The sequence below is a fragment of the uncultured Microbulbifer sp. genome (assembly GCF_947498635.1).
Taxonomy (GTDB): domain Bacteria; phylum Pseudomonadota; class Gammaproteobacteria; order Pseudomonadales; family Cellvibrionaceae; genus Microbulbifer; species Microbulbifer echini.
The window spans coordinates 1-22,963 of the sequence record NZ_CANMKV010000013.1; the positions used below are offsets into that span (position 1 = coordinate 1).

At 54.1% G+C, this 22,963-nt stretch carries 17 protein-coding genes and 5 tRNA genes; 21 read left to right on the top strand and 1 reads right to left on the bottom strand.

Annotated features, from left to right (window positions below; all coding sequences use genetic code 11):
* Positions 1 to 159: 159 nt before the first annotated feature.
* The gene (locus Q1A69_RS08575; protein WP_299584057.1) at positions 160 to 1,122 is read right to left on the bottom strand and encodes a hypothetical protein; all 963 of its coding nucleotides are present in this window, start codon (positions 1,120 to 1,122) and stop codon (positions 160 to 162) included.
* 321 nt (positions 1,123 to 1,443) lie between these two features.
* Between Q1A69_RS08575 and Q1A69_RS08580 the strand changes: the two genes are divergently transcribed.
* From Q1A69_RS08580 to rpoC, 21 genes are all read left to right on the top strand, one after another.
* Entirely contained in the window at positions 1,444 to 2,721 is a 1,278-nt protein-coding gene (locus Q1A69_RS08580) for an alpha/beta fold hydrolase (RefSeq protein ID WP_299584060.1), read from the top strand.
* Complete coding sequence (locus tag Q1A69_RS08585; protein WP_299584063.1) at positions 2,718 to 3,467, top strand: ATP-binding cassette domain-containing protein; 750 nt, start codon at positions 2,718 to 2,720, stop codon at positions 3,465 to 3,467. The genes Q1A69_RS08580 and Q1A69_RS08585 overlap by 4 nt, the downstream gene beginning before the upstream one ends.
* Complete coding sequence (locus Q1A69_RS08590) at positions 3,454 to 4,647, top strand: ABC transporter permease (protein WP_299584066.1); 1,194 nt, start codon at positions 3,454 to 3,456, stop codon at positions 4,645 to 4,647. The genes Q1A69_RS08585 and Q1A69_RS08590 overlap by 14 nt, the downstream gene beginning before the upstream one ends.
* 25 nt (positions 4,648 to 4,672) lie before the next feature.
* On the top strand, positions 4,673 to 5,785 hold the full coding sequence (gene alr / locus Q1A69_RS08595) for an alanine racemase (protein WP_299584069.1): 1,113 nt from the start codon (positions 4,673 to 4,675) through the stop codon (positions 5,783 to 5,785).
* A gap of 5 nt (positions 5,786 to 5,790) precedes the next feature.
* On the top strand, positions 5,791 to 6,792 hold the full coding sequence (birA, locus tag Q1A69_RS08600; RefSeq protein ID WP_299584072.1) for a bifunctional biotin--[acetyl-CoA-carboxylase] ligase/biotin operon repressor BirA: 1,002 nt from the start codon (positions 5,791 to 5,793) through the stop codon (positions 6,790 to 6,792).
* Positions 6,789 to 7,526: a type III pantothenate kinase gene (locus tag Q1A69_RS08605; RefSeq protein WP_299584075.1), complete on the top strand. Its 738-nt coding sequence runs from the start codon at positions 6,789 to 6,791 to the stop codon at positions 7,524 to 7,526. The genes birA and Q1A69_RS08605 overlap by 4 nt, the downstream gene beginning before the upstream one ends.
* Before the next feature lie 14 nt (positions 7,527 to 7,540).
* Positions 7,541 to 8,230, top strand: a complete 690-nt coding sequence (locus Q1A69_RS08610; RefSeq protein WP_299584079.1) for a hypothetical protein — start codon at positions 7,541 to 7,543, stop codon at positions 8,228 to 8,230.
* A 194-nt stretch (positions 8,231 to 8,424) separates the two neighbouring features.
* A tRNA-Thr gene (locus Q1A69_RS08615) sits at positions 8,425 to 8,500 on the top strand.
* Positions 8,501 to 8,609: 109 nt separating this feature from the next.
* Positions 8,610 to 8,693 (top strand) — tRNA-Tyr (locus Q1A69_RS08620).
* Between the two features lie 60 nt (positions 8,694 to 8,753).
* A tRNA-Gly gene (locus Q1A69_RS08625) sits at positions 8,754 to 8,827 on the top strand.
* A gap of 67 nt (positions 8,828 to 8,894) precedes the next feature.
* Positions 8,895 to 8,969: transfer RNA gene (locus tag Q1A69_RS08630), tRNA-Thr, on the top strand.
* 130 nt (positions 8,970 to 9,099) lie between these two features.
* Positions 9,100 to 10,293, top strand: a complete 1,194-nt coding sequence (gene tuf, locus Q1A69_RS08635; protein ID WP_299584081.1) for an elongation factor Tu — start codon at positions 9,100 to 9,102, stop codon at positions 10,291 to 10,293.
* Between the two features lie 101 nt (positions 10,294 to 10,394).
* Positions 10,395 to 10,470, top strand: a tRNA-Trp gene (locus Q1A69_RS08640).
* A gap of 116 nt (positions 10,471 to 10,586) precedes the next feature.
* Positions 10,587 to 10,955 (top strand): preprotein translocase subunit SecE, encoded by a 369-nt coding sequence (secE, locus tag Q1A69_RS08645; protein ID WP_152451114.1) that lies wholly within the window; start codon positions 10,587 to 10,589, stop codon positions 10,953 to 10,955.
* Between the two features lie 10 nt (positions 10,956 to 10,965).
* Positions 10,966 to 11,499, top strand: coding sequence for a transcription termination/antitermination protein NusG (gene nusG / locus Q1A69_RS08650; protein WP_299584084.1), 534 nt, complete (start codon positions 10,966 to 10,968; stop codon positions 11,497 to 11,499).
* Positions 11,500 to 11,655: 156 nt separating this feature from the next.
* On the top strand, positions 11,656 to 12,087 hold the full coding sequence (gene rplK / locus Q1A69_RS08655; RefSeq protein WP_143729454.1) for a 50S ribosomal protein L11: 432 nt from the start codon (positions 11,656 to 11,658) through the stop codon (positions 12,085 to 12,087).
* Positions 12,088 to 12,783 (top strand): 50S ribosomal protein L1, encoded by a 696-nt coding sequence (gene rplA / locus Q1A69_RS08660; RefSeq protein WP_299584087.1) that lies wholly within the window; start codon positions 12,088 to 12,090, stop codon positions 12,781 to 12,783.
* Between the two features lie 280 nt (positions 12,784 to 13,063).
* A complete protein-coding gene (gene rplJ, locus Q1A69_RS08665) occupies positions 13,064 to 13,558 on the top strand; it encodes a 50S ribosomal protein L10 (RefSeq protein WP_299584090.1) in 495 nt (164 codons plus the stop codon).
* Positions 13,559 to 13,635: 77 nt separating this feature from the next.
* The gene (gene rplL, locus Q1A69_RS08670) at positions 13,636 to 14,001 is read left to right on the top strand and encodes a 50S ribosomal protein L7/L12 (RefSeq protein ID WP_299584093.1); all 366 of its coding nucleotides are present in this window, start codon (positions 13,636 to 13,638) and stop codon (positions 13,999 to 14,001) included.
* 294 nt (positions 14,002 to 14,295) lie between these two features.
* The gene (gene rpoB / locus Q1A69_RS08675; RefSeq protein ID WP_299584096.1) at positions 14,296 to 18,369 is read left to right on the top strand and encodes a DNA-directed RNA polymerase subunit beta; all 4,074 of its coding nucleotides are present in this window, start codon (positions 14,296 to 14,298) and stop codon (positions 18,367 to 18,369) included.
* 132 nt (positions 18,370 to 18,501) lie between these two features.
* Positions 18,502 to 22,731, top strand: a complete 4,230-nt coding sequence (gene rpoC / locus Q1A69_RS08680; RefSeq protein WP_299584099.1) for a DNA-directed RNA polymerase subunit beta' — start codon at positions 18,502 to 18,504, stop codon at positions 22,729 to 22,731.
* Positions 22,732 to 22,963: the final 232 nt, after the last annotated feature.

The window sequence follows — 22,963 nt, forward strand, 5'->3', positions numbered from 1 at the left end:
CTGTTGGTAACCACCGGGAAAATAAAAGTGGACAGGGAAATTGAAGATAAGCTGACGGTCGACTTGTGGGTAAGTGGAAGGTTGGCGTAAATTTAAGAGCGGTGAGTAGGTTATCAAAAGCCCCAAAAAGGGGCTTTGCCGGCGGCTGAACTCGGAGGGCTATTCCTGTTGCTCGTAGGCATTGTCTGGAACCAAGTCGTAGTGCATCTCTTTCAAGCTCAGCTCATCGAGGGGCACAAGCGCGGAAGGGAGAGAGAAGCGGCGGATTGGGTGGTTACCACAGCAATCCATTACTTCAATGTCTTCCAGAGTTTCCTGTAGGTTATGTAATAACCCCTTTAGGTATGCGGTACTGGCAGAGGTGAGAGATAGGTATTCGTGTGAGCCACCGAGTTTAACAAAACGGGCTTCACTATCGGCCTCTTCAATTCGAAGCCAGGCCTCACCGTTATCGATATCTGGCTCGCCAAGAATCATAGGGCCGAGAGGGTCTTCATGGATAGGGGTCAGTCTTGTATCTGCTGGAGAAAGCAGTGAGCCTACCCAGACCCAACCTGAAAGACTGATCCGGCTTAGTTGCCATTCACACAACCAAACCGTTTGATCCTCATCGATACGAAACTCCCGATAGTCTCGTTGGCTGAGGTAGTTGTCGAAACTGACCTGGGTGCTGGGATTATCTCTGCGGAAGCTCTGCAGTTGCTGGGTCATTTCATAGTTAACTTCCCAGTGCTTTTTGAGACGCCACTGCATGGGGTATTGTCCCCATTCGACAATGTACTCCTCTCGCTCAGAGATGGTTTCTACCACGCGCCAGAAAGCACCATCAATCAGGATACAGGTTTCACCTATTTTACATCCGGGAGCGATGATACTAGATTCCGGGGAAGCGTCGGAGGCACTGACAATATGTTCAGGACGCCCTTCAATTACTTCATACCAGGGGAAACCATGCCGTAGCGGGGGAGGAAAAGCTAGTGCTGGCCGGCCGCCGAGTAAGCGGCGGAAAAGTACCGACTTCTCAATTTCCAGGTCAGAAAGTGTATAACCCTCCTGTTGAGTGATCTGGCCCCAAGTAAAAGCGGCTCGAATTAAATGTTTTTCACGGTCTGAAAAGCTCATGGGTGCAATCATGGGCAAACTAAAACGGAAACCTTACCACTGTGGGAGGGCGGGTGCTAATGCAATTCTGTGACTCGAGCTAGCCAAGGACAGGAATGTCTGAAGTTGGATACACTGTCATGCTCGACGTTATAGGTTAAGGAGAATACTGTCGTGATAGGGTTTAGGGGGCTACTTTATGGTGCAGTCATGTTATGGGGCTTGTTGACTACCCCCATGTTGATCTCGGAGGAAGTAACTGACTTACAGGATTGCTACTTGGATGGTTGGGGTCAACCATTACGATGCACACGAATTCCTGTAGGTGAGGGGGATGCCGAAGTGACTCTGGCCGTGTTCGTATCACCGGCTATGAATAAAGTACAACGGGAACCTTTGTATCTCCTTGCTGGGGGGCCGGGCCAAGCGGCGAGTGACTTAGCACCATTTCTGCACAAGTTTCGAAAAATTAATCAAAACCATGCAATCGTCATGGTGGATCGTCGAGGAACTGGGCTTTCCCGCTCATTTGACTGTGGTATTGATCGGGATACACCGATGGATTTGGAGTTTATATCCAAAGCTCTTGAGAAGTGTTATTTACAGCAGGCGAATTTTGCGAATTCATTGAGTAGCCGGCAGTCTGTTGAAGACCTGGAACGAGTGCGAAAGCACCTCAATCATCAGCGTATATCCCTCTGGGGCGGTTCCTGGGGGACTCGTACAGCACTTCTTTATCAACAATGGTATCCCAATAGTTTAAAAGCCCTGGTGTTGGATGCGGTAGCGCCAATCGATTCAAAAGTATTTTTGAGCGCGACAGCAGCCGAAGACGCATTAAAAATATTGGTGCGTGACTGCCTATCTGATGTGAGCTGTTCTAAATTTGGGAACTGGAGAACTGTACTGGATCAACTATTAAATGATTGGAATAAATCTATAGCGGTCGACTTCCCTGATCCCAATACGGGGAAGCCAATGGCGCATCCGATGTCTCGTTGGGTTTTACAAAATGCGATACGTACTGCACTTTACTCTCCAGAGGCGGCTGTACAAATACCATTTGCTATACAGCAGGCCGGTCTGGGTAATTATTATCCGCTATCGGGAATTCTAGGTTTATTTCCCGATGGCACTTCAGGAATGTCACTTGGTTTAACGCTCTCCATCGCCTGTGCAGAGGAGTTATCCCGGCTTAGCGAGGAGGAAATTGCTGCGGATATCCGGGGTACTTTTGTAGGAGATGCTTTCTTCGGGATATTCGAAAGTGGCTGCGAAGTTTGGCCAGTACCTGATAGAGCTTATGAGCAGCCTGAGTTGCGCAAGCACCCGGTACTTTTGATTTCAGGTGAAGCCGATCCGATTACTCCTCCAGCGTACGCTGAAAAACAGCTTGGGTATTTAGTGAATAAACAGCACTTGGTCGTTAGCAGCGGTGGCCATATCAATTCAATGAGAGGGTGTATACCTCGGTTGATTAAAGAGTTTCTTGAGTCGCCAGAAAAGAAACTCGAGCAGACTTGTATTACTGATATAAATAGGCCTCCTTTTACGGCGGGAATTTATGGGCCCGCAATAGAAGGACCTAAACGAAAGCACTTAGAGGAAAAAGGACTGTGATCAGGGTTGATTCTGTCTATAAGAAATTCGCGGCGAAACCTATATTGCGAAATCTTAGTTTTTCTGCGGCCGATGGGCAGGTCACGGCTTTGCTCGGGGCGAATGGGGCGGGGAAGACCACTTGCTTGCGGATTATTGCTGGTCTGCTGAAAGCGGATCGCGGAAAGGTTTTCGTTGGGGGGCTAGAGCCCAGCCAGCATCCAAAAGATGTACGGCGGCAGCTGGGTATTGTCGGCGATAGGGAGGGACTTTACGAGCGTCTCACCGTTGCAGAGTACCTATCCTTTTTTGCTAGTGCACAGGGACTGGCTGGGACGGAGCTTGAAGAGGCATTACTGGCGGTAAAGGGTGAGCTGGAATTATCGGATCTTTGGAATCGCCGCACAAAGGGGTTTTCCCAGGGGGAGCGAATGAAAGTCTCCTTGGCCCGGGCATTGGTCCACCGCCCTGCACATTTGATTCTTGATGAGCCGACACGGGGGCTGGATGTACTCGCGGCCCGCTTGTTACGCAAAACACTACTGCGCTTGCGCTCGGAGGGGAGCACAATTTTATTTTCCAGCCATATTATGGCGGAGGTTCTTGAACTATCCGATAGCGTTCTGGTGATGGCGGATGGCGCAATAGTTGGCAGCGGAACACCCGATGAGCTTATGGCACAAACCGGCTGCGGCAACCTTGAGGACAGTTTTGTGCGCCTTGCTTATGGAGACTTGAGGGAGGGGAGCCGGCATGAGTATTTTTAGGAATATGCGATCTCGGCAAATGCGGGGGCTGCTTCTTAAGGAGTTTCGAGAGGTCTGGCGTGATCGACGGGCTTTAGGGATCACACTGGGTTTTACCCTGCTATTTCCTCTGCTGATGATTGGCAGTGGTGCTTTATCTTACAAGGTAATGTCGGAAACCTCCTTTGCCGTAGCTGTTGTCGGCGGAGAACATGCTCCTTTATTGGAGGAGCAGTTACGTGGGGGAGACTTGCGTATTGAGCCACTGCAGGGTGGGGTGCCGCAGGAACTTTTGCAGGGTAAATATGATGTGGTTTTACAAATAGGCAAAAATTTTGCGGAAGATTATCGCGACTTGCTGTCCCCTACGGTGTATTTATATGTGGATAGTGCAGACAAGTCTGGAGGGCGCGGAGCACAGCGGGTTCAAGAGCAGTTGGCGCGGCTTCAGCAAACGATCATGCAGCAGCGGTTAGCGGTTCGAGGTATTGCCGCCCAGACTTTGTCCCCCTGGCAACTTGAGGTGCGGGATGTCAGTACTCCGTCTAGTCGTGGAGTAGCCATTTTGGGGCTGATGGTTCCGGTACTATTGATCATGGGGTTAATGGTATGCAGCACTGCTCCCTCTATTGATACCTCGGCGGGGGAGCGTGAACGCATGAGTGTCGAAATTTTATTGCAGCAACCTTTAAGCGGCTGGCAGGTTGTTGTGGCAAAAGTTTTGGCGGTTACTAGTATTGCTTGGTTTGGTGCACTCCTGTCTCTCGCAGTGTTGACGATATCTTTTAGTTTGCTCCCGTTAGCGGAGATTGGAGTACGCTTTTCTGCAGGTCTCTCTGAGTTGATAGCGATGAGCATAATATTGTTGCCCCTTGCGCTCTTGGTTGCCGTATTGCAAATTTTACTGTCGTTGCGTTCCCGCTCCTTCAAGGATGCTCAGGTTCAGCTGAGTATTTTGCAGGCTCTTCCTGTCACACTGTTAGTTGGATTAAAACTGTCCAATATTGAGCTGGATGCTCCCATTTGGCAGCTGGTCCCACTGGTTGGGCAGCAACAGTGGCTGAGCGCGCTCATGGCTGGGGAGCCAATTTCGACACGCCTGGCCCTGGCTGGCTCTGTGGTCACCCTTTCTTTGGTTGGGCTGTGTATATTAGTAGGTGCCCGTGCTTTACGACGTGAAAGCTTACTCGGGGCAACCTAGCTGGTGAACTAAGAGTTGTGATGGCATGAACGATTTCCGCGAAGGGTTGCTGAGCATTAATTTGCAGTCCATTGCTGGTAACTACCTGGACCTGAATAAACGTCTGAGGAGCGGTGCCAAGTGTGGCGCTGTGGTCAAAGCAGATGCTTATGGCCTCGGGATGAGTCAAGTGGTACCAGCGCTCTTTCGGCAGGGGTGCCGTGACTTCTTCGTTGCTACTCAAGCGGAAGGGGAGCGTTTGCGTAAGGAGTTGGGTGATAGTGTCCAGATCGTCATCCTCACAGGGGTCCGCGCTGGTGCAGAGTTGGAGTGCGCAAAGGCGGGGCTGATGCCCACGCTTTTTACTCTGGAGCAGCTGCGACACTGGGTCGATATCTGTGCTCAAGCAGAAATCGAAGGCCCCTGTGCGGTAAAAATCGATTCGGGGATGACTCGCTTGGGGATGGGCCCGGAGGAATTCGACCTGCTGTTGCGTGACAGGCAGCTATTAGCCTCGGCAGATATCCGTATCCTACTGAGTCATCTAGCCTGCGCAGATGAGCCGCAGCATCCACAAAATGACATTCAGTTGCGTAGCTTTAAGGAGGCGGGTGAAAAGTTACGGGTTCTATGCCCGGAGGTGCAGCTCAGTCTTGCTAATTCATCGGGTATTTTTCTCGGAGAGGATTATCACTTTGATATTGCGCGCCCGGGTTCCGCACTCTACGGCGTTAACCCCATTCCCGGTACCCCCAATCCGATGCGTCCAACAGTGACGTTGAGCCTGCCCATTGTGCAGAAACGTCTGGTTAGTCGCGAACAGTCGGTGGGTTATGGTGCGACCCAGCAGGTGACGGCGGGGAGCTGGCTGGCGGTGGCCCGCGGTGGTTACGCCGACGGTATAATTCGCGCTCAAGGAGGCCGGGGCTGCGGTTGGGCCTGTGGGCGCCAGCTACCGATAATCGGGCGTATCTCCATGGATTCCACCACGTTTGATATTTCTGCATTGTCCCACGACGAGCGAGATTCTCTTCAGTCGATTGAGATCCTCAACAATAACCTGACGGTGGATGCCGTAGCTGAGCACGCCGGTACAATCGGTTATGAAGTGCTGACAAGCCTGGGGCACCGCTATTTTCGTCGCTACATAAAAAGTTGATCACCTTGCAAGACACTATCACAAAATATCCACTGGAGCCGTTGCGTCCGGTACTGGAATTATTGGCTGATGGCGAGATGCACTCTGGCGAGTCTCTCGGCGAAGCTTTGGGAGTTAGCCGCGCAGCGGTGTGGAAACAAATACAGAAACTAGAACAGTACGGTCTGCAGTTGGAGTCCATCAAGGGGCGCGGATATCGTATACCTGGTGGGCTGGATCTTCTCTGCGCGAAAAAAATTAACAGCACACTCGATGATAAGGCGGAGGCTCTATTACGCGAACTGATTCTCTTTGATGAAGTGGACTCTACAAATGCTCAATTGTTGTCTCTGATGGAAGAGGGCAGTGGGCATGCCATCGCCATACTCTCCGAGCGCCAGAGTGCGGGTCGCGGACGCCGAGGCCGCCGTTGGATCAGCCCGTATGCGTCCGGTATCAGCCTCTCCGTTGGGTGGGAATTTAATGGCGGCGTTCAGTGTCTTGAAGGACTGAGCCTTGCCGTTGGGGTGGCAATTGCTCGGGCTTTGAACCGCTTCTCGGTACCGGATATACGTCTTAAATGGCCTAACGATGTGTGGTGTCGTGGTCGCAAGCTCGCGGGGGTTTTGCTGGAGCTCAAGGGTGATCTCACCGACCGTTGTGCCGTGGTGATCGGTATAGGGTTGAACAGCGGCCTGCGTGATAGTTGCGCGAGTGGGATCGACCAGCCCTGGGCTGACTTGCAGCAGGTTAAGCCTGGGATTCCCCGCAATCAATTGGCGGCGGCTCTTTTAACAGAGTTACTGCCGGTATTAGATAGCTACACAGAACTGGGCTTTGGTGCCTATCGAGATGTTTGGATGCAGCTAGATCAGTTTGCCGGACGAGAGGTCACACTACAGGCCGGTAATCAGACCTGGAAGGGAGTGGCGGCAGGGGTAAGCCGTGGAGGCGCTTTGATTTTGAATATGGATGGTGAATTACGACATTTTCACGGTGGCGAAATCTCTTTACGGGGGCAGCTTTGATTCTCGAATTGGATATAGGTAATACCCGCGGCAAGTGGCGCTTGTTGAGTAAGGGGCAGGTAAAGACCAGGGGTAGCTTTCAAACTGCTGATCTACGTGCCGGAGACCTACCTAAAGGGTGGGATCTACTTAATCCCAAAAGAGTACGTGTAGTCAATGTGGCGGGCCCGGTCGTTGCCGATACTTTGCAGGGGCATATCCAGGCGTTGTTTTCCTTGGAGGTAGAGTTTTCCCAGGTGTTAGAGGAGTGTGCTGGTGTTGCCTGTGGTTATGAAAACCATCGTCTTCTTGGGGCCGATCGCTGGCTGGCCATGCTGGCGGCGTTTGACCGAGACCGCCGGGCGGCTCTAATTGTGGACTGTGGCAGCGCAGTAACTTTGGATTTATTGGACAATAATGGACGTCACCTGGGGGGGTATATTGTCCCAGGTATCGGCCTGATGCAGCGATCGCTGTATCTCGATACCCATGCGGCTAAAAGTGCGCAGGAAGTTGCCTTCATAGAATCCCTTGAGGCTGGCCGCAATACCGACGAAGCGATTAATCGCGGGTTGCTGCTAATGGTACTGGGGGCTATTGATCGCGCGCTGGAGGAATTGTGCGAATTCTGTGACGGGGAGCCTCTTTTGTGGCTAACCGGCGGTGATGCTCCGCTGCTGTCAGCTCTTTACCAGCAGGATCATCGTCTGGCGCCTGAACTGGTAATGGATGGGCTGGCGTTAAGTAATCCTTGATGAAATAACACACTATGCGCTGGATAGCTCTTTTTTTACTGTTGTTGAATGTTGGAATCTTTGCTTGGTTCGCTTTGGGCTCCGGCGCTCAAGAAGAGGCGGTAAGAGTTACAGAAGAAAAAGTGGGGGTGCAAAACAAGCGTATTATTCTGGTTGGCGAAGTGTCGCCACAGACGCTCCCCCCTTTGACCGACTCCCCTGCGCGGTCGCTTGTCGATCACTCCGCAGAGCAGCTCTGCACCTTATTAGGACCTTTTTCAGAAGAGCATCAGGGAGCAGCGATCGTGCAACGCCTAAAAGCTTTGCAGGCCTCGGCTGAGCTGCGCGATATCGAAATGCAAGGGCCAATGCGTTATTGGGTCTTTTTGCCGCCGTTGAACTCCCGGCGGGAAGCCTTTAACCGATTGCGTGAATTGCAGGCCCAGGGGATAGACAGCTACGTAATTCCAAAGGGAGCGCTCGCTGATGGTATCTCGTTTGGTATTTTTAGTGAGCGCAAGCGGGCCGAGACTCTGACAGATAATCTGGTGGGGCGGGGGGTTCGTGCCCAGCTCCGCGAAGAACCTCAGACACATAGAGAGCGATGGGTGGTCTTAGCCCCTGGCGCCTCAGATCATTTGGCCCCCGAATTTTGGCATCGGTTGCAGCAGGAATATCCAGAGTTGGACCGGCGTCGAAACCTCTGTGCTGAGGTGGCGGGCTGAAGGGCCGCCGGACGATAGGTCTAGATCCTAACCAATTAATTATTTAAAGCCCGTATTCTTTGAGAGAAGTATTAGGCGACACAAAAATTCTGATTTATCTGCAAAAAGGGTGTTGCGTGTCGGGATAACATCCCATAGAATCCCGCCTCCACTGACAGGGCAGATTTATCGGTCTTGGCAGTGTACGGGATAGTGCTGGCGTAGCTCAGTTGGTAGAGCAGCTGACTTGTAATCAGCCGGTCGGGGGTTCGACTCCTCTCGCCAGCTCCATTTTATCCCGGTGTTGTTCAGCATTGATTTTTGCAGCTAAGTCTGTGAATTTTAAAGAAAAAGTGTTGACAGCGCGGCGGAAGGTGTAGAGAATGCACCCCGCATTGAGGCAGGGGTTCCCGAGTGGCCAAAGGGATCAGACTGTAAATCTGACGCGAAAGCTTCGGTGGTTCGAATCCACCCCCCTGCACCATTTTTCACACCGTAAGGTGTTGCCGGCAAAACAGGTAGTTTTGTCTGGAGGCTCCCGTAAGCGGGCATAGTTCAATGGTAGAACCTCAGCCTTCCAAGCTGATGATGCGGGTTCGATCCCCGCTGCCCGCTCCAGTTTTGGGTTTGGTTGGAAAGTCCTTCGGGTCGGCAGGCCTTTTGGTAGCCCAAGAGGCGATAATTTGCTCATGTAGCTCAGGGGTAGAGCACACCCTTGGTAAGGGTGAGGTCGGCGGTTCAAATCCGCCCATGAGCTCCATTTTTTAATAGCCGCGAGGGTGAAAGCTCTTGCGGTTGTTTGTGTCCGGGGTCGGGCTTTTCCGGGTCGGATGCGCATGTTCTGGACATAGATGATGTCATTGAGGGCTCATCTATATTAGGAGGCTGCAATGGCAAAAGAAAAGTTTGAACGTTCCAAGCCCCACGTGAACGTGGGCACCATCGGTCACGTTGACCACGGTAAAACCACTCTGACCGCTGCTCTGACCCGCGTATGTGCGGAAGTTTGGGGCGGTGACGCAGTTGCTTTCGACGGCATCGATAATGCCCCGGAAGAGCGTGAGCGCGGTATCACCATCGCTACCTCCCACGTTGAGTATGAGTCCCCGACCCGTCACTACGCGCACGTAGACTGCCCGGGACACGCCGACTACGTTAAGAATATGATCACCGGTGCTGCTCAGATGGACGGCGCTATCCTGGTATGTTCCGCAGCTGACGGCCCCATGCCGCAGACTCGTGAGCACATCCTGCTGTCTCGCCAGGTCGGTGTACCGTACATCGTGGTATTCCTGAACAAGGCGGACATGGTAGACGACGAAGAGCTGCTCGAGCTGGTAGAGATGGAAGTTCGTGAGCTTCTCGACCAGTACGAGTTCCCGGGTGACGACACTCCGATCATCGTTGGTTCTGCCCTGATGGCCCTGAACGGCGAAGACGACAACGAAATGGGTACCACCGCTGTTAAGAAGCTGGTTGAGACCCTGGACGAGTATATTCCGGAGCCTGAGCGCGCGGTAGACCTGCCGTTCCTGATGCCGATCGAAGACGTATTCTCCATCTCTGGCCGCGGTACCGTAGTAACCGGTCGTGTAGAGCGTGGCGTGATCAATACTGGCGACGAAGTTGAGATCGTTGGTATCAAGGACACCACCACTACTACCTGTACTGGTGTTGAGATGTTCCGCAAGCTGCTCGACGAAGGTCGTGCTGGTGAGAACATTGGTGCGCTGCTGCGTGGTACTAAGCGTGACGAAGTTGAGCGCGGTCAGGTTCTGGCTAAGCCGGGCTCCATCACCCCGCACACCAAGTTCGAAGCGGAAGTGTACATCCTGTCCAAGGACGAAGGTGGTCGTCACACCCCGTTCTTTAAAGGCTACCGTCCACAGTTCTATTTCCGTACCACCGATGTAACTGGTGCGTGTGAACTGCCTGAAGGTACTGAAATGGTAATGCCGGGCGACAACATTCAAATGGTTGTTACCCTGATCGCTCCGATCGCCATGGAAGACGGTCTGCGCTTCGCTATCCGCGAAGGTGGTCGTACCGTTGGTGCGGGCGTTGTTGCTAAGATCATTGAATAATCTTTGATCTTCGTGCCGCCGGGATTCACCGGTGGTGCACTAGATGAGAGGGTGAGCTATAGCCCTCTCTATCTTCGAGGGCCAAGGCGCTCGTGATGTACAGGCCAGTAGTTCAATTGGTAGAGCACCGGTCTCCAAAACCGGGTGTTGGGGGTTCGAGTCCCTCCTGGCCTGCCATTTTAAACACTCCACTTGAAATAAGTTTAGGGGTGTCGCAAGACCCTACTTGTCAGTGGGGCTTTTGTGTTTTTGAGCACTAAGGGCTTATCTATAGTGCGCTAAGGGCTTCATATATGAATGCTAAAGCAGAAGCGAAAACCTTTCGTCTTGACGGCCTGAAGTGGCTGCTGATTGTGCTGCTGGTTGGTGGTGCTGTCGCGGGCAATTCTTATTATGCCGAATTCCCCCTGATTTACCGCGTACTGGCAGTGACTGCAATCTGCCTGGCTGCCCTGGTTGTCGCGGTGAATACTGCGAAGGGTAATGCACTCTGGCAGCTGTTGCGCGAAGCGCAAACGGAAGTCAGGCGCGTGGTTTGGCCGACTCGTCAAGAGGCCACCCAGACGACTGTGATTGTGGTGGTTTTTGTGTTGATTATGGCGCTAATTCTCTGGGCGCTGGACTCCGCTTTAGGTTGGGCGGCATCCAAACTCATCGGCTAAAGGTTGATACATGTCAAAGCATTGGTATGTGGTCCAGGCTTACTCGGGTTATGAGAAGCGTGTAGCCAGCTCTTTAAAAGAGCGTATTGAGCTACATGAAATGGATCATCTGTTTGGTGAAGTGCTGGTTCCCACCGAAGAAGTGGTGGAGATGCGAGCAGGACAAAAACGGAAAAGTGAGCGTAAATTTTTCCCCGGCTATGTTCTGGTGGAAATGGAGCTGAACGACGATACTTGGCACTTGGTAAAAGAAACCCCTCGAGTGCTGGGCTTTATTGGCGGTAAGGCAGATAGGCCGGCCCCAATTACCGACCGCGAGGCGCAGGCCATTCTGAATCGTATTGACGATTCCGTTGATAAGCCCAAGCCTAAGACATTGTTCGAACCAGGTGAAATGGTTCGGGTCATTGACGGTCCGTTTAATGATTTCAATGGCGTGGTTGAAGAAGTCAACTATGAGAAGAGTCGCCTGAGAGTGGCGGTGTTGATTTTCGGGCGTTCCACCCCTGTTGAACTGGAGTTTGGTCAGGTAGAAAAGACCTGATTCCAGTCTGAATTTTTGCCCTCTTTCGCCGCAAGGTGGAAGGGGGTTTTCGCGTCCCCGGAAAATAGATTTTATTGGTCGGGGCGGGGAGCCAGTTCTTATAGCCGTATTGGTTAGCTGCAGCTGGCGTTACCACCCATCTAGAGGAGAGCTGTAATGGCTAAGAAAGTAGAAGCTTACATCAAGCTACAAGTTAAGGCCGGTCAGGCCAACCCGAGTCCACCCGTTGGTCCCGCATTGGGCCAGCACGGTGTGAACATCATGGAATTCTGTAAGGCGTTCAACGCCCAGACTCAGAGCCTAGAGCCTGGTCTGCCGGTGCCAGTTGTGATTTCTGTATACAGTGATCGCTCCTTCACCTTCATCATGAAGTCTCCGCCCGCCGCTGTACTGCTGCGCAAGGCCGCTAAGATCAAAAGCGGCTCTGGTCGCCCGAACACTGAGAAGGTGGGCAAGGTTACCCGCGCTCAGCTGGAAGAGATCGTAGAAATGAAGAAGGCCGATCTGACTGCATCCGATATGGACGCGGCCGTGCGCACTATCGCCGGTTCCGCACGCAGTGCTGGTATCGAAGTGGAGGGTCTCTAAGTGGCTAAGTTGAGCAAGCGTCAGCGCGCTATCGCTGAAAAAGTGGAAACTGGCAAAGCGTATGGCTTCGATGAAGCTGTGGCTCTGCTGAAAGAGTTGTCCAAGGTTAAGTTTGCAGAGACCGTAGACGCCTCTGTGAATCTGGGTATCGATCCACGTAAATCCGACCAGGCTGTTCGTGGTGCAACTACTCTGCCGCACGGCACTGGTAAAGACGTTCGAGTAGCTGTTTTCACCCAGGGTGCAAACGCTGAAGCCGCTAAAGAAGCGGGCGCTGACCTGATCGGTATGGACGAACTGGCTGCCGACGTTAAAGCCGGCAAGATGGACTTCGACGTGGTTATTGCTTCTCCCGATGCAATGCGCGTTGTGGGTCAGCTGGGTCAAATCCTCGGCCCGCGCGGCCTGATGCCGAACCCGAAGACTGGCACCGTAACTCCAGACGTTGCGACTGCGGTTAAAAATGCCAAAGCGGGTCAGGTGCGTTTCCGCGCTGACAAAGGCGGCATCATCCACGGTGGCATTGGTAAAGTTGCTTTCGATGCGAATGCACTGAAAGAAAACCTGGAAGCCCTGGTGGCAGACCTGAAGAAAGCCAAACCGGCTTCTGCGAAAGGTGTGTTCCTGAAGAAAATCACCCTGAGCACCACTATGGGCCCAGGTCTGGTTATCGACCAGTCTTCACTGAATATCTAATTATGGCTGTGCAGCCCCTGAGGGCTGTGCGCCGAAATGAACTTTGGGGTCCACCCTATGCTTCGGCAGATGAGTGGGCCGTCAAAGACCGTAGGTGCCCGGTGCGTTGAGGTTTAACGTATCTGGCTTAATCCGAACTTCGGCCAGGTTGGCCAAGAAGAGGTTTGAGCCTACGCAGACGGTGTCGCCCAAACCAGTATTTTGTACTGGATTTGAGCTTTATGCACCGGAACGGATCGGACGTTTAAGTCCGGTTTTTTTCAAATCCAGGAGTGACACTATGGCTATTGGACTCGAAGACAAGAAAGCGATTGTCGCAGATGTCCAGCAAGCTGCTGAGGGTGCCTTGTCGGCGGTAGTTGCGGATTCCCGCGGCGTTACCGTAAATGACATGACCGCCCTGCGCAAAGAGGCTCGCGAGAACGGCGTTTGGTTGAAAGTCGTCCGCAATACTCTGGCGCGTCGCGCTCTGGCAGGAACCGATTACGAATGTCTGACTGACAAATTCGTAGGTCCCAGCATTCTTGCATTTTCTAACGAACACCCAGGTGCCGGTGCGCGCATCCTGAGCCAGTTCGCTAAGGGCAATGACAAGCTGGAACTGAAAGGTGCTGCCTTCGAAGGCGCGATCACCGACGTCGCACTGTTGGCAAGCCTGCCGACATACGACGAGGCGATCGCCAAGCTGATGAGCGTGTTGAAAGAAGCATCTGCTGGCAAGCTGGTCCGCACTATTGCGGCCGTTCGCGACCAAAAAGAGCAGGAAGCTGCGTAATACATTCGCATTGGCGAATCGCGGTTTCAAAACGAAATACGAGCAGTTACTGCTCAAACCAATTCAGGTAATGACTCATGTCTCTGACTAAAGAAGATATCATCAACGCTGTTGCCGAAATGTCTGTTAAGGACGTTGTTGAACTGATCGAAGCAATGGAAGAGAAGTTCGGTGTAACTGCTGCTGCAGCAGTTGTAGCCGGTCCGGCTGCTGCTGAAGCCGCAGAAGAGAAGGATTCTTTCGACGTAATCCTGACTTCCGCTGGCGACAAGAAAGTGAACGTGATCAAAGCTGTTCGCGGCCTCACTGGCCTGGGCTTGAAAGAAGCCAAGGCACTGGTTGACAGCGCTCCGAGCCCGATGAAAGAAGGCGCAACCAAAGACGAAGCTGAAGCCGCTAAGAAAGAGCTGGAAGAAGCTGGCGCAACTGTAGAACTGAAGTAATTCGGTTGTTGCGATTCCCGCTATTGGTCGCCTAAAACGACATATAGCGGTAAGGCTGGTGGACTTTTGTCCGCCGGCCTTTTTGCCGTTTGCGGTACTGAGGTTTTAGCGGTGCCGGCGGGATAAAACCGTGGCAAACCTCATTTAACCATAGCGCAGTTGCGCTGCTCGAAAGCAAGCGGAGAGGTTTCTGAACAGGACAGCCAAGCTGTGTTGTTCAGAGGCTTCTCGCCCGGAGGGGCTCCCGAATGGAGTCCCACGAAGTCTTGTCACTGATCAAGCTGGGGAATTTGAATGGCTTACTCATATACTGAGAAAAAACGTATCCGCAAGGATTTTGGCAAACTGCCTAAGGTCATGGATGTGCCCTTCCTGCTTGCGATACAGCTGGATTCATATCGCAATTTTACACAGGCCGATAAGCGCCCCGACGACCGCTTGGACGTTGGCCTGCAGGCGGCGTTTAAATCCGTATTTCCGATTGTCAGCTATTCCGGCAATGCCGCCTTGGAGTACGTGAGCTATACGCTGGGTAAACCCGCTTTCGATGTGAAAGAATGCACCCTGCGCGGCGTCACTTACGCCTGTCCGCTGCGCGTACGTGTGCGCCTGATTATTTACGATAAAGAATCTGCGAATAAGTCCATTAAGGACATTAAAGAGCAGGAAGTGTACATGGGCGAGATTCCGCTCATGACCGATAACGGTACCTTCGTCATTAATGGTACCGAGCGTGTAATCGTTTCCCAGCTGCACCGCTCCCCAGGTGTTTTCTTCGATCACGACAAAGGCAAGACCCACTCCTCCGGTAAGCTGTTGTACGCCGCGCGCGTAATCCCCTACCGTGGTTCCTGGTTGGACTTCGAATTCGATCCAAAAGACCTGGTCTTCGTGCGAATCGATCGCCGCCGCAAGCTGCCGGCCACCATTTTGTTGCGTGCTCTGGGTTACAGCTCCCAGGAAATGCTCGAAATGTTCTTCGAGACCAGTAACTTTGAGCTGCAGGAAGACAGTGTCAGCCTGGAGCTGATCCCCTCCCGCCTGCGCGGTGATGTCGCTTCCTTCGATATCAAAGACGGGCAGGGCAAGGTGATTGTGGAAGAGGGGCGTCGTATCACCCCGCGCCACATCCGCCAGCTGGAAAAAGCCGGTGTTGAAAAACTGGAAGCGCCCCTGGAGTACCTGTTTGGTCGTATCCTGGCTCAGGATATTATCGATGAGTCCACCGGTGAGATCGCGGTTGAGTGTAATACGGAAATTACCGCTGAGGTGGTTGCTCAGTTACGTGTACTGAACGTCAAGCACTTCGAGACCCTTTACACCAACGACCTGGACCGCGGACCGTTTATTTCCGATACCCTGCGCGCCGAACCTTCCCGCACTCAGCTGGAAGCGCTGGTTGAGATCTACCGTATGATGCGCCCGGGCGAGCCGCCCACCAAAGAGTCTGCAGAATCCCTGTTTGAAAACCTGTTCTTCACCGATGAGCGCTACGATCTGTCCGCCGTTGGCCGTATGAAGTTCAACCGTCGCCTCGGCCGCGAAGATGAAAAAGGTCAGGGTACTCTGAGCAAAGAAGATATCGTCGATGTACTGAAAACATTGATCGATATCCGCAATGGCCAAGGTATGGTCGATGACATCGACCACCTGGGTAACCGTCGCGTGCGCTCTGTGGGTGAAATGGCAGAAAACCAGTTCCGTGTCGGTCTGGTGCGTGTAGAGCGCGCTGTGAAAGAGCGCCTGTCCATGGCCGAGTCTGAAGGCCTGATGCCGCAGGATCTGATTAATGCCAAGCCGGTGGCCGCCGCAGTGAAGGAATTCTTCGGTTCCTCGCAGCTGTCCCAGTTTATGGATCAGAACAACCCGCTGTCGGAAGTGACTCATAAGCGTCGTGTTTCCGCACTGGGCCCGGGCGGTCTGACCCGTGAGCGCGCCGGCTTTGAAGTCCGCGACGTACACCCGACGCATTACGGTCGTGTCTGTCCGATTGAGACGCCGGAAGGGCCGAACATCGGTCTGATTAACTCGCTGGCGACCTATGCCCGTGCCAACCACTACGGCTTCCTCGAGAGCGCCTACCGCAAAGTGGTTGACGGCAAGGTTACCGACGAAATCGAGTACTTATCTGCGATTAATGAAGCCAACTATGTTATCGCCCAGGCCTCCGCGGCGGTTGACGATAACGGCAACTTTGTCGATGACCTGGTGAGCGTGCGTCACCACAATGAATTCGCTTTGAAAAATCCGGGCGAAATCCAGTATATGGATGTCTCCGCCAAGCAGGTGGTATCTGTCGCCGCGGCAATGATTCCGTTCCTCGAGCACGACGATGCCAACCGCGCATTGATGGGCTCGAACATGCAGCGTCAGGCCGTGCCGACTCTGCGCGCTGAAAAGCCGCTGGTGGGTACTGGAATGGAGCGCACTGTAGCGCGCGACTCCGGTGTCTGTGTGGTGGCCAAGCGTGGTGGTGTAATTGAGCGTGTAGACTCCAGCCGGGTAGTGGTTCGTGTAGCGGACGCTGAAGTCGAAGCCGGTGATGCCGGTGTCGATATCTACAACCTGACTAAGTACATCCGCTCAAACCAGAATACCTGTATCAACCAGCGTCCGATCGTGAGCACCGGTGACCGCGTTGCCCGTGGCGATATTCTCGCCGACGGTCCTTCTGTAGACCTGGGCGAGTTGGCGCTGGGACAGAATATGCGCATCGCATTCATGCCCTGGAACGGTTACAACTTTGAGGATTCCATCCTTATTAGTGAACGCGTTGTACAGGAAGATCGCTTCACCACTATCCACATTCAGGAACTGACCTGTATTGCCCGCGACACCAAGTTGGGCAGTGAGGAAATTACTGCGGATATCCCCAACGTCGGTGAGTCTGCGCTGAACAAGCTGGATGAGTCCGGCATTGTGTACATCGGTGCCGAAGTCGGTGCTGGCGATATCCTCGTGGGTAAAGTCACTCCGAAAGGCGAAGCCCAACTGACCCCGGAAGAGAAACTGCTGCGTGCGATCTTTGGTGAAAAGGCGTCCGACGTAAAAGACACCTCCCTGCGTGCGCCAAGTGGCACCCGCGGTACCGTGATCGACGTGCAGGTGTTCACTCGCGACGGCCTGCAGAAAGACCAGCGCTCCATCGATATCGAGAAGGCGCAGCTCGATGAGGTTCGCAAGGACCTGAATGAGGAATACCGCATTGTTGAAGGTGCGACCTTCGAGCGTCTGCAACAAGCACTGCAGGGCCAGAAGGCTGCCGGCGGTAAGGGTATTGGAAAAGGCCAGGAGCTGAACGCTGAGGTACTCGCCGCTCTGCCTCGTGAAGACTGGTTCAAGCTGCGCATGGAAGACGAGAGTCTGAATGAGCAGCTGGAGAAGGCGGAAGCGCAGCTGAAAGAGCGCCGTAAACTGCTCGACGAAGCCTTCGAAGATAAGAAGAAGAAACTGGAGTCCGGTGATGACCTGGCTCCGGGCGTACTCAAAATCGTCAAGGTATACCTGGCGATCAAGCGTCGTATCCAACCGGGTGACAAAATGGCCGGTCGCCACGGTAACAAGGGTGTGATCTCTGTGATCAAGCCGGTTGAGGATATGCCATACGACCAAAACGGCGAGCCGGTAGATATCGTTCTGAACCCGCTGGGTGTTCCCTCGCGGATGAACGTTGGTCAGGTTCTGGAAATGCACCTGGGCATGGCCGCTAAGGGCCTTGGTGTAAAAATCGACAAGATGATCAAAGATCAGCAGGAAATCGCCAAGGTACGGGGCTTCCTGGAAGAGGTGTACAACTCCACTGGTGGCCGTAAAGAAGAGCTGGATACGTTCTCTGACGAGGAAGTGATGGCTATGGCGCACAACCTGCGTCGCGGTGTACCTATGGCGACCCCGGTGTTTGATGGCGCCGATGAAAGCGAGATCAAGCATTTGCTACGCCTCGCTGACATTCCAGATTCCGGCCAGATTACTCTGCACGACGGTCGCACCGGTGATGCTTTCGAGCGTCCGGTCACCGTGGGCTACATGTACATGCTGAAACTGAACCACCTGGTGGACGACAAAATGCACGCGCGTTCTACCGGTTCCTACAGCCTCGTTACTCAGCAGCCGCTGGGTGGTAAGGCGCAGTTCGGTGGTCAGCGCTTCGGGGAGATGGAAGTATGGGCGCTGGAAGCTTACGGCGCCGCCTACACCCTGCAGGAAATGCTCACGGTTAAATCTGACGACGTGGAAGGGCGGACCAAGATGTATAAAAACATCGTCGATTCCGACCACCGTATGGAGCCCGGCATGCCGGAGTCCTTCAACGTACTGGTCAAGGAAATCCGCTCTCTCGGCATGAACTTCGAGCTCGAACACGAGTAAGACCGATTGGTGCAGAAGCCTGTTCGCAGGTGAATTGAGACAAGCGCCGACACCCCTGAAAACACTAGGGTTGTCGGCCTGCCCGGCCCGGCGTAACGGCCGGGTTGACTACCCCCTAGTGGAGGAAAGGCCTTGAAAGATTTATTAAATCTGGTGAAGTCCCAGGAGCACCTGGAAGAGTTTGATGCGATTCGTATCGGTTTGGCTTCGCCGGACATGATCCGCTCCTGGTCCTACGGCGAAGTAAAGAAGCCGGAGACCATCAACTACCGTACCTTCAAGCCTGAACGTGAAGGCTTGTTCTGCGCCAAGATTTTTGGCCCGGTAAAAGATTACGAATGCCTGTGCGGCAAGTACAAGCGCATGAAGCACCGCGGCATTATCTGTGAGAAGTGTGGCGTTGAAGTGACCAAGGCCAAGGTGCGTCGTGAGCGCATGGGGCACATCGAGCTGGCCAGCCCGGTTGCACACATCTGGTTCCTGAAGTCCCTGCCGTCCCGTATCGGCCTGCTGCTGGATATGACCCTGCGCGATATCGAGCGCGTGCTGTACTTCGAATCTTACGTAGTGACCGAGCCGGGCATGACCACCCTGGAGCGCGGACAGCTGCTCAACGATGAGCAGTACTTCGAAGCGATGGAAGAGTTCGCTGATGAATTCGAAGCGAAAATGGGCGCCGAGGCGATCCAGGAGCTGATGAGCGACATCGAGTTGCCCGCGGAAATCCAGCGCCTGCGCGAAGAGATTCCGGCCACCAACTCCGAAACCAAGATCAAGAAACTGTCCAAGCGCCTGAAGCTGCTGGAAGCCTTCTACAAGTCCGGCAACAACCCGGAGTGGATGGTAATGAAGGCCCTGCCGGTTCTGCCGCCGGATCTGCGTCCGCTGGTACCGCTGGATGGCGGCCGCTTCGCGACCTCCGATCTGAACGACCTCTACCGTCGCGTGATCAACCGTAACAACCGTCTGAAGCGTCTGCTCGAGCTGAACGCGCCGGACATTATCGTGCGCAACGAAAAGCGCATGCTGCAGGAATCTGTGGACGCACTGCTGGATAACGGTCGCCGTGGCCGCGCCATCACCGGCTCTAATAAGCGCCCACTGAAGTCCCTGGCAGACATGATCAAAGGTAAGCAGGGGCGATTCCGTCAGAACCTGCTGGGTAAGCGTGTGGACTACTCCGGTCGTTCCGTGATCGTAGTTGGCCCGACCCTGCGTCTGCACCAGTGTGGACTGCCCAAGAAAATGGCTCTGGAGCTGTTCAAGCCGTTTATCTTCGGCAAGCTCGAGACCCGTGGCCTGGCCACTACCATCAAAGCCGCCAAGAAAATGGTTGAGCGTGAGGAAGCGGTCGTTTGGGATATCCTCGATGAGGTGATCCGCGAGCACCCGGTATTGCTTAACCGTGCGCCGACCCTTCACCGTCTGGGTATTCAGGCGTTCGAGCCGGTGCTGATTGAAGGTAAGGCGATCCAGCTGCACCCGCTGGTATGTGCAGCCTATAACGCCGACTTCGACGGTGACCAAATGGCGGTACACGTGCCGCTGACCATTGAAGCGCAGCTGGAATCCCGCGCGCTGATGATGTCCACCAACAACATCCTGTCGCCCGCTAACGGTGAGCCGATCATCGTACCGTCCCAGGACGTGGTACTGGGTCTCTACTGGATGACCCGTGAACGTGTGAATGATAAAGGCGAGGGCATGTCCTTCTCCGATATCAAGGAAGTGAGCCGCGCTTTCTACGCCAAGCAGGTGGGTCTACAGGCGAGAATCAAGGTGCGTATCCGCGAGATGATCGTGGGCGAAGATGGTGAGAAGCACGAGACGATCTCGATTCAAGACACTACCGTCGGTCGCGCGCTGCTGTGGAATATCGTACCGGATGGCCTGCCGTTCTCGCTGGTCAACCAACCGATGAAGAAGAAGTCCATCTCCCGTGTGCTGAATGAGTGTTACCGTAAGGTCGGCCTGAAGGCGACCGTAATCTTTGCCGACCAGCTGATGTACACCGGATTCGATTTCTCCACCAAGTCCGGCTCCTCGATCGGTGTGAACGACTTTGAGATTCCCGCAGAGAAGGCGGAATTGATCGATACCGCTGAAGCTGAAGTGAAGGAAATTGAAACCCAGTTTGCTTCCGGCCTGGTAACTCAGGGTGAGAAATACAACAAGGTTATCGACGTTTGGTCCCGTACCAACGATAAGGTAACCCAGGCGATGATGGCTGGTATCAAGAAAGAGGCGGTGATCGATCGCGAGGGTAATGAGACCAAGCAGGACTCCTTTAACTCTGTCTTCATGTATGCCGACTCCGGCGCACGGGGCTCCGAAGCGCAGATTCGTCAGCTCGCCGGTATGCGTGGTCTGATGGCCCGTCCGGATGGCTCCATTATCGAGAATGCCATTACGGCAAACTTCCGTGAAGGTTTGACCGTACAGCAGTACTTCATCTCGACCCACGGTGCTCGTAAAGGTCTGGCGGATACCGCACTGAAAACCGCAAACTCCGGTTACCTGACTCGCCGTTTGGTGGACGTTGCCCAGGACGTGGTAATTACCGAAGTGGATTGTGGCACCGATGATGGCCTGACCATGGCGCCGGTGATCGAGGGTGGTGATGTTATTGAGTCACTCGGTGACCGTATCCTCGGTCGTGTGGTAGCGCGCGATGTATTGAAGCCCGGCAGCGATGAAATCGCCGTTTCCGCCGGCACCATGATTGACGAGAAGTGGGTAGAGCGCATCGAAGCCATGGGTATCGATGAAGTTCTGGTTCGCTCCCCCATCAGCTGTGAAACCGCACACGGCATTTGTGCCCAGTGTTACGGTCGTGACCTGGCCCGTGGCCACCGCGCCAACTCCGGTGAGTCTGTCGGTGTTGTCGCCGCTCAGTCCATCGGTGAGCCGGGCACCCAGCTGACCATGCGTACCTTCCACATTGGTGGTGCAGCAAGTCGTGCTTCTGCAGCCGACAGTATTCAGATCAAACAGTCCGGTACCGTACGTCTGCACAACTTGAAGACTGTGAAGACTGAGGTTGGCACTCTGGTAGCGGTATCCCGCTCCGGGGAACTGGCTATTGCCGACAGCGCTGGCCGTGAACGTGAGCGTTACAAACTACCTTACGGTGCGGTGATCAGCGTTTATGACGGTGCTGAAGTAAACGGTGGCCAGGTTGTGGCTAAGTGGGACCCACACACCCACCCGATCATTACTGAGGTGGCCGGTTGGGTGAAGCTGTCCGGCATGGAAGACGGTCTCTCTATCCGCAAGCAGACCGATGAAATTACCGGCCTGTCCTCTATCGAAGTCATTGATCCGGCTGAGCGCCCGGCCGCGGGTAAAGACCTGCGTCCGGCGGTGACTCTGGTCGATGAAAACGGTGAAGAGCTGACTCTGGCTGATAGTAATGCGCCTGCGCACTACGCACTGCCTCCGCGCGCCATCCTCAGCCTGGCCGATGGCAACAAGGTGAATGTGGGTGATGTTATCGCGCGTATTCCGCAGGAATCTGGCGGTACCAAGGACATCACCGGTGGTCTGCCGCGTGTTGCCGACCTGTTCGAAGCGCGTAAGCCGAAAGAGCCGTCCATCCTGGCGGAAATCTCCGGTACCGTTTCCTTCGGTAAAGAGACCAAAGGCAAGGTTCGTCTGCAGATTACTCCGCGTGACGGTAAGCCGCTGGCCAACGGTAAGGACCACTACGAGGTTCTGATTCCGAAGCATCGCCAGCTGACCGTGTTCGAAGGTGAAACGGTAGAGAAGGGTGAGGTGATCTCCGATGGCCCGTCCAACCCCCACGACATCCTGCGCCTGAAAGGTGTTGAAGAGCTCGCTCGCTACATCACCAACGAAATCCAGGAGGTTTACCGTCTCCAGGGTGTAGGTATTAACGATAAGCACATCGAGACCATCGTGCGTCAGATGCTGCGTAAGGTTGAAATCACCGAGATGGGTGACTCCGGCTTCATTAAGGGCGACCAGGTTGAATACCAGCGCGTGATCGAAGAGAACGAGCAGCTGCGTGCAGAGAACAAGCAGCCCGCCCAGTTCGAGCGCCTGCTGCTGGGTATCACCAAAGCGTCTCTGGCCACCGAATCCTTCTTGTCCGCGGCCTCCTTCCAGGAGACCACCCGCGTTCTGACGGAAGCGGCGGTCACCGGCAAGGAAGATAAGTTGCGCGGTCTGAAGGAAAACGTGGTGGTAGGCCGCCTGATTCCGGCCGGTACCGGCCTTGCCTACCACGCGGAGCGCAAGCGCAAGCGCAGCCTGAAGCTGGAGGAGAGCTTCGGTGAAGGTCCTTCCGCAGCAGAGGTGGAAGCGGCGCTGACTGAGGCACTTAAGTCCTCTGGCGAATAAGGTATTTCTCCACTCCGCCACGAGGGTGGAGTGGAGGATGCCCAGGCACTTAGGTGCCAAAATGATATTGGCGACTGTCTGTGGTGTAAGCACGTACTTCCGTCGCCGATTGACTAGGCGGGTTGTCGCTTATAGAATGCGGCCCCCGCTTATGTGGGGTGTTTCGTCCGACCTAAGGGTTGGCGCTACACACAGACGATAGGCCCTCACTTTTAGAGGTGGGGGCATTTTA

What these genes read in the sequence shown, in the direction of transcription:
- Q1A69_RS08590 (WP_299584066.1), top strand. Translation starts at nt 3,454, where the DNA reads ATGAGTATTTTTAGGAATATGCGATCTCGGCAAATGCGGGGGCTGCTT.
- nusG (WP_299584084.1), top strand. Translation starts at nt 10,966, where the DNA reads ATGTCAAAGCATTGGTATGTGGTCCAGGCTTACTCGGGTTATGAGAAG.
- tuf (WP_299584081.1), top strand. Translation starts at nt 9,100, where the DNA reads ATGGCAAAAGAAAAGTTTGAACGTTCCAAGCCCCACGTGAACGTGGGC.
- alr (WP_299584069.1), top strand. Translation starts at nt 4,673, where the DNA reads ATGAACGATTTCCGCGAAGGGTTGCTGAGCATTAATTTGCAGTCCATT.
- rpoB (WP_299584096.1), top strand. Translation starts at nt 14,296, where the DNA reads ATGGCTTACTCATATACTGAGAAAAAACGTATCCGCAAGGATTTTGGC.
- rplK (WP_143729454.1), top strand. Translation starts at nt 11,656, where the DNA reads ATGGCTAAGAAAGTAGAAGCTTACATCAAGCTACAAGTTAAGGCCGGT.
- secE (WP_152451114.1), top strand. Translation starts at nt 10,587, where the DNA reads ATGAATGCTAAAGCAGAAGCGAAAACCTTTCGTCTTGACGGCCTGAAG.
- rplL (WP_299584093.1), top strand. Translation starts at nt 13,636, where the DNA reads ATGTCTCTGACTAAAGAAGATATCATCAACGCTGTTGCCGAAATGTCT.
- Q1A69_RS08610 (WP_299584079.1), top strand. Translation starts at nt 7,541, where the DNA reads ATGCGCTGGATAGCTCTTTTTTTACTGTTGTTGAATGTTGGAATCTTT.
- rplJ (WP_299584090.1), top strand. Translation starts at nt 13,064, where the DNA reads ATGGCTATTGGACTCGAAGACAAGAAAGCGATTGTCGCAGATGTCCAG.
- Q1A69_RS08575 (WP_299584057.1), bottom strand. Translation starts at nt 1,122, where the DNA reads ATGAGCTTTTCAGACCGTGAAAAACATTTAATTCGAGCCGCTTTTACT.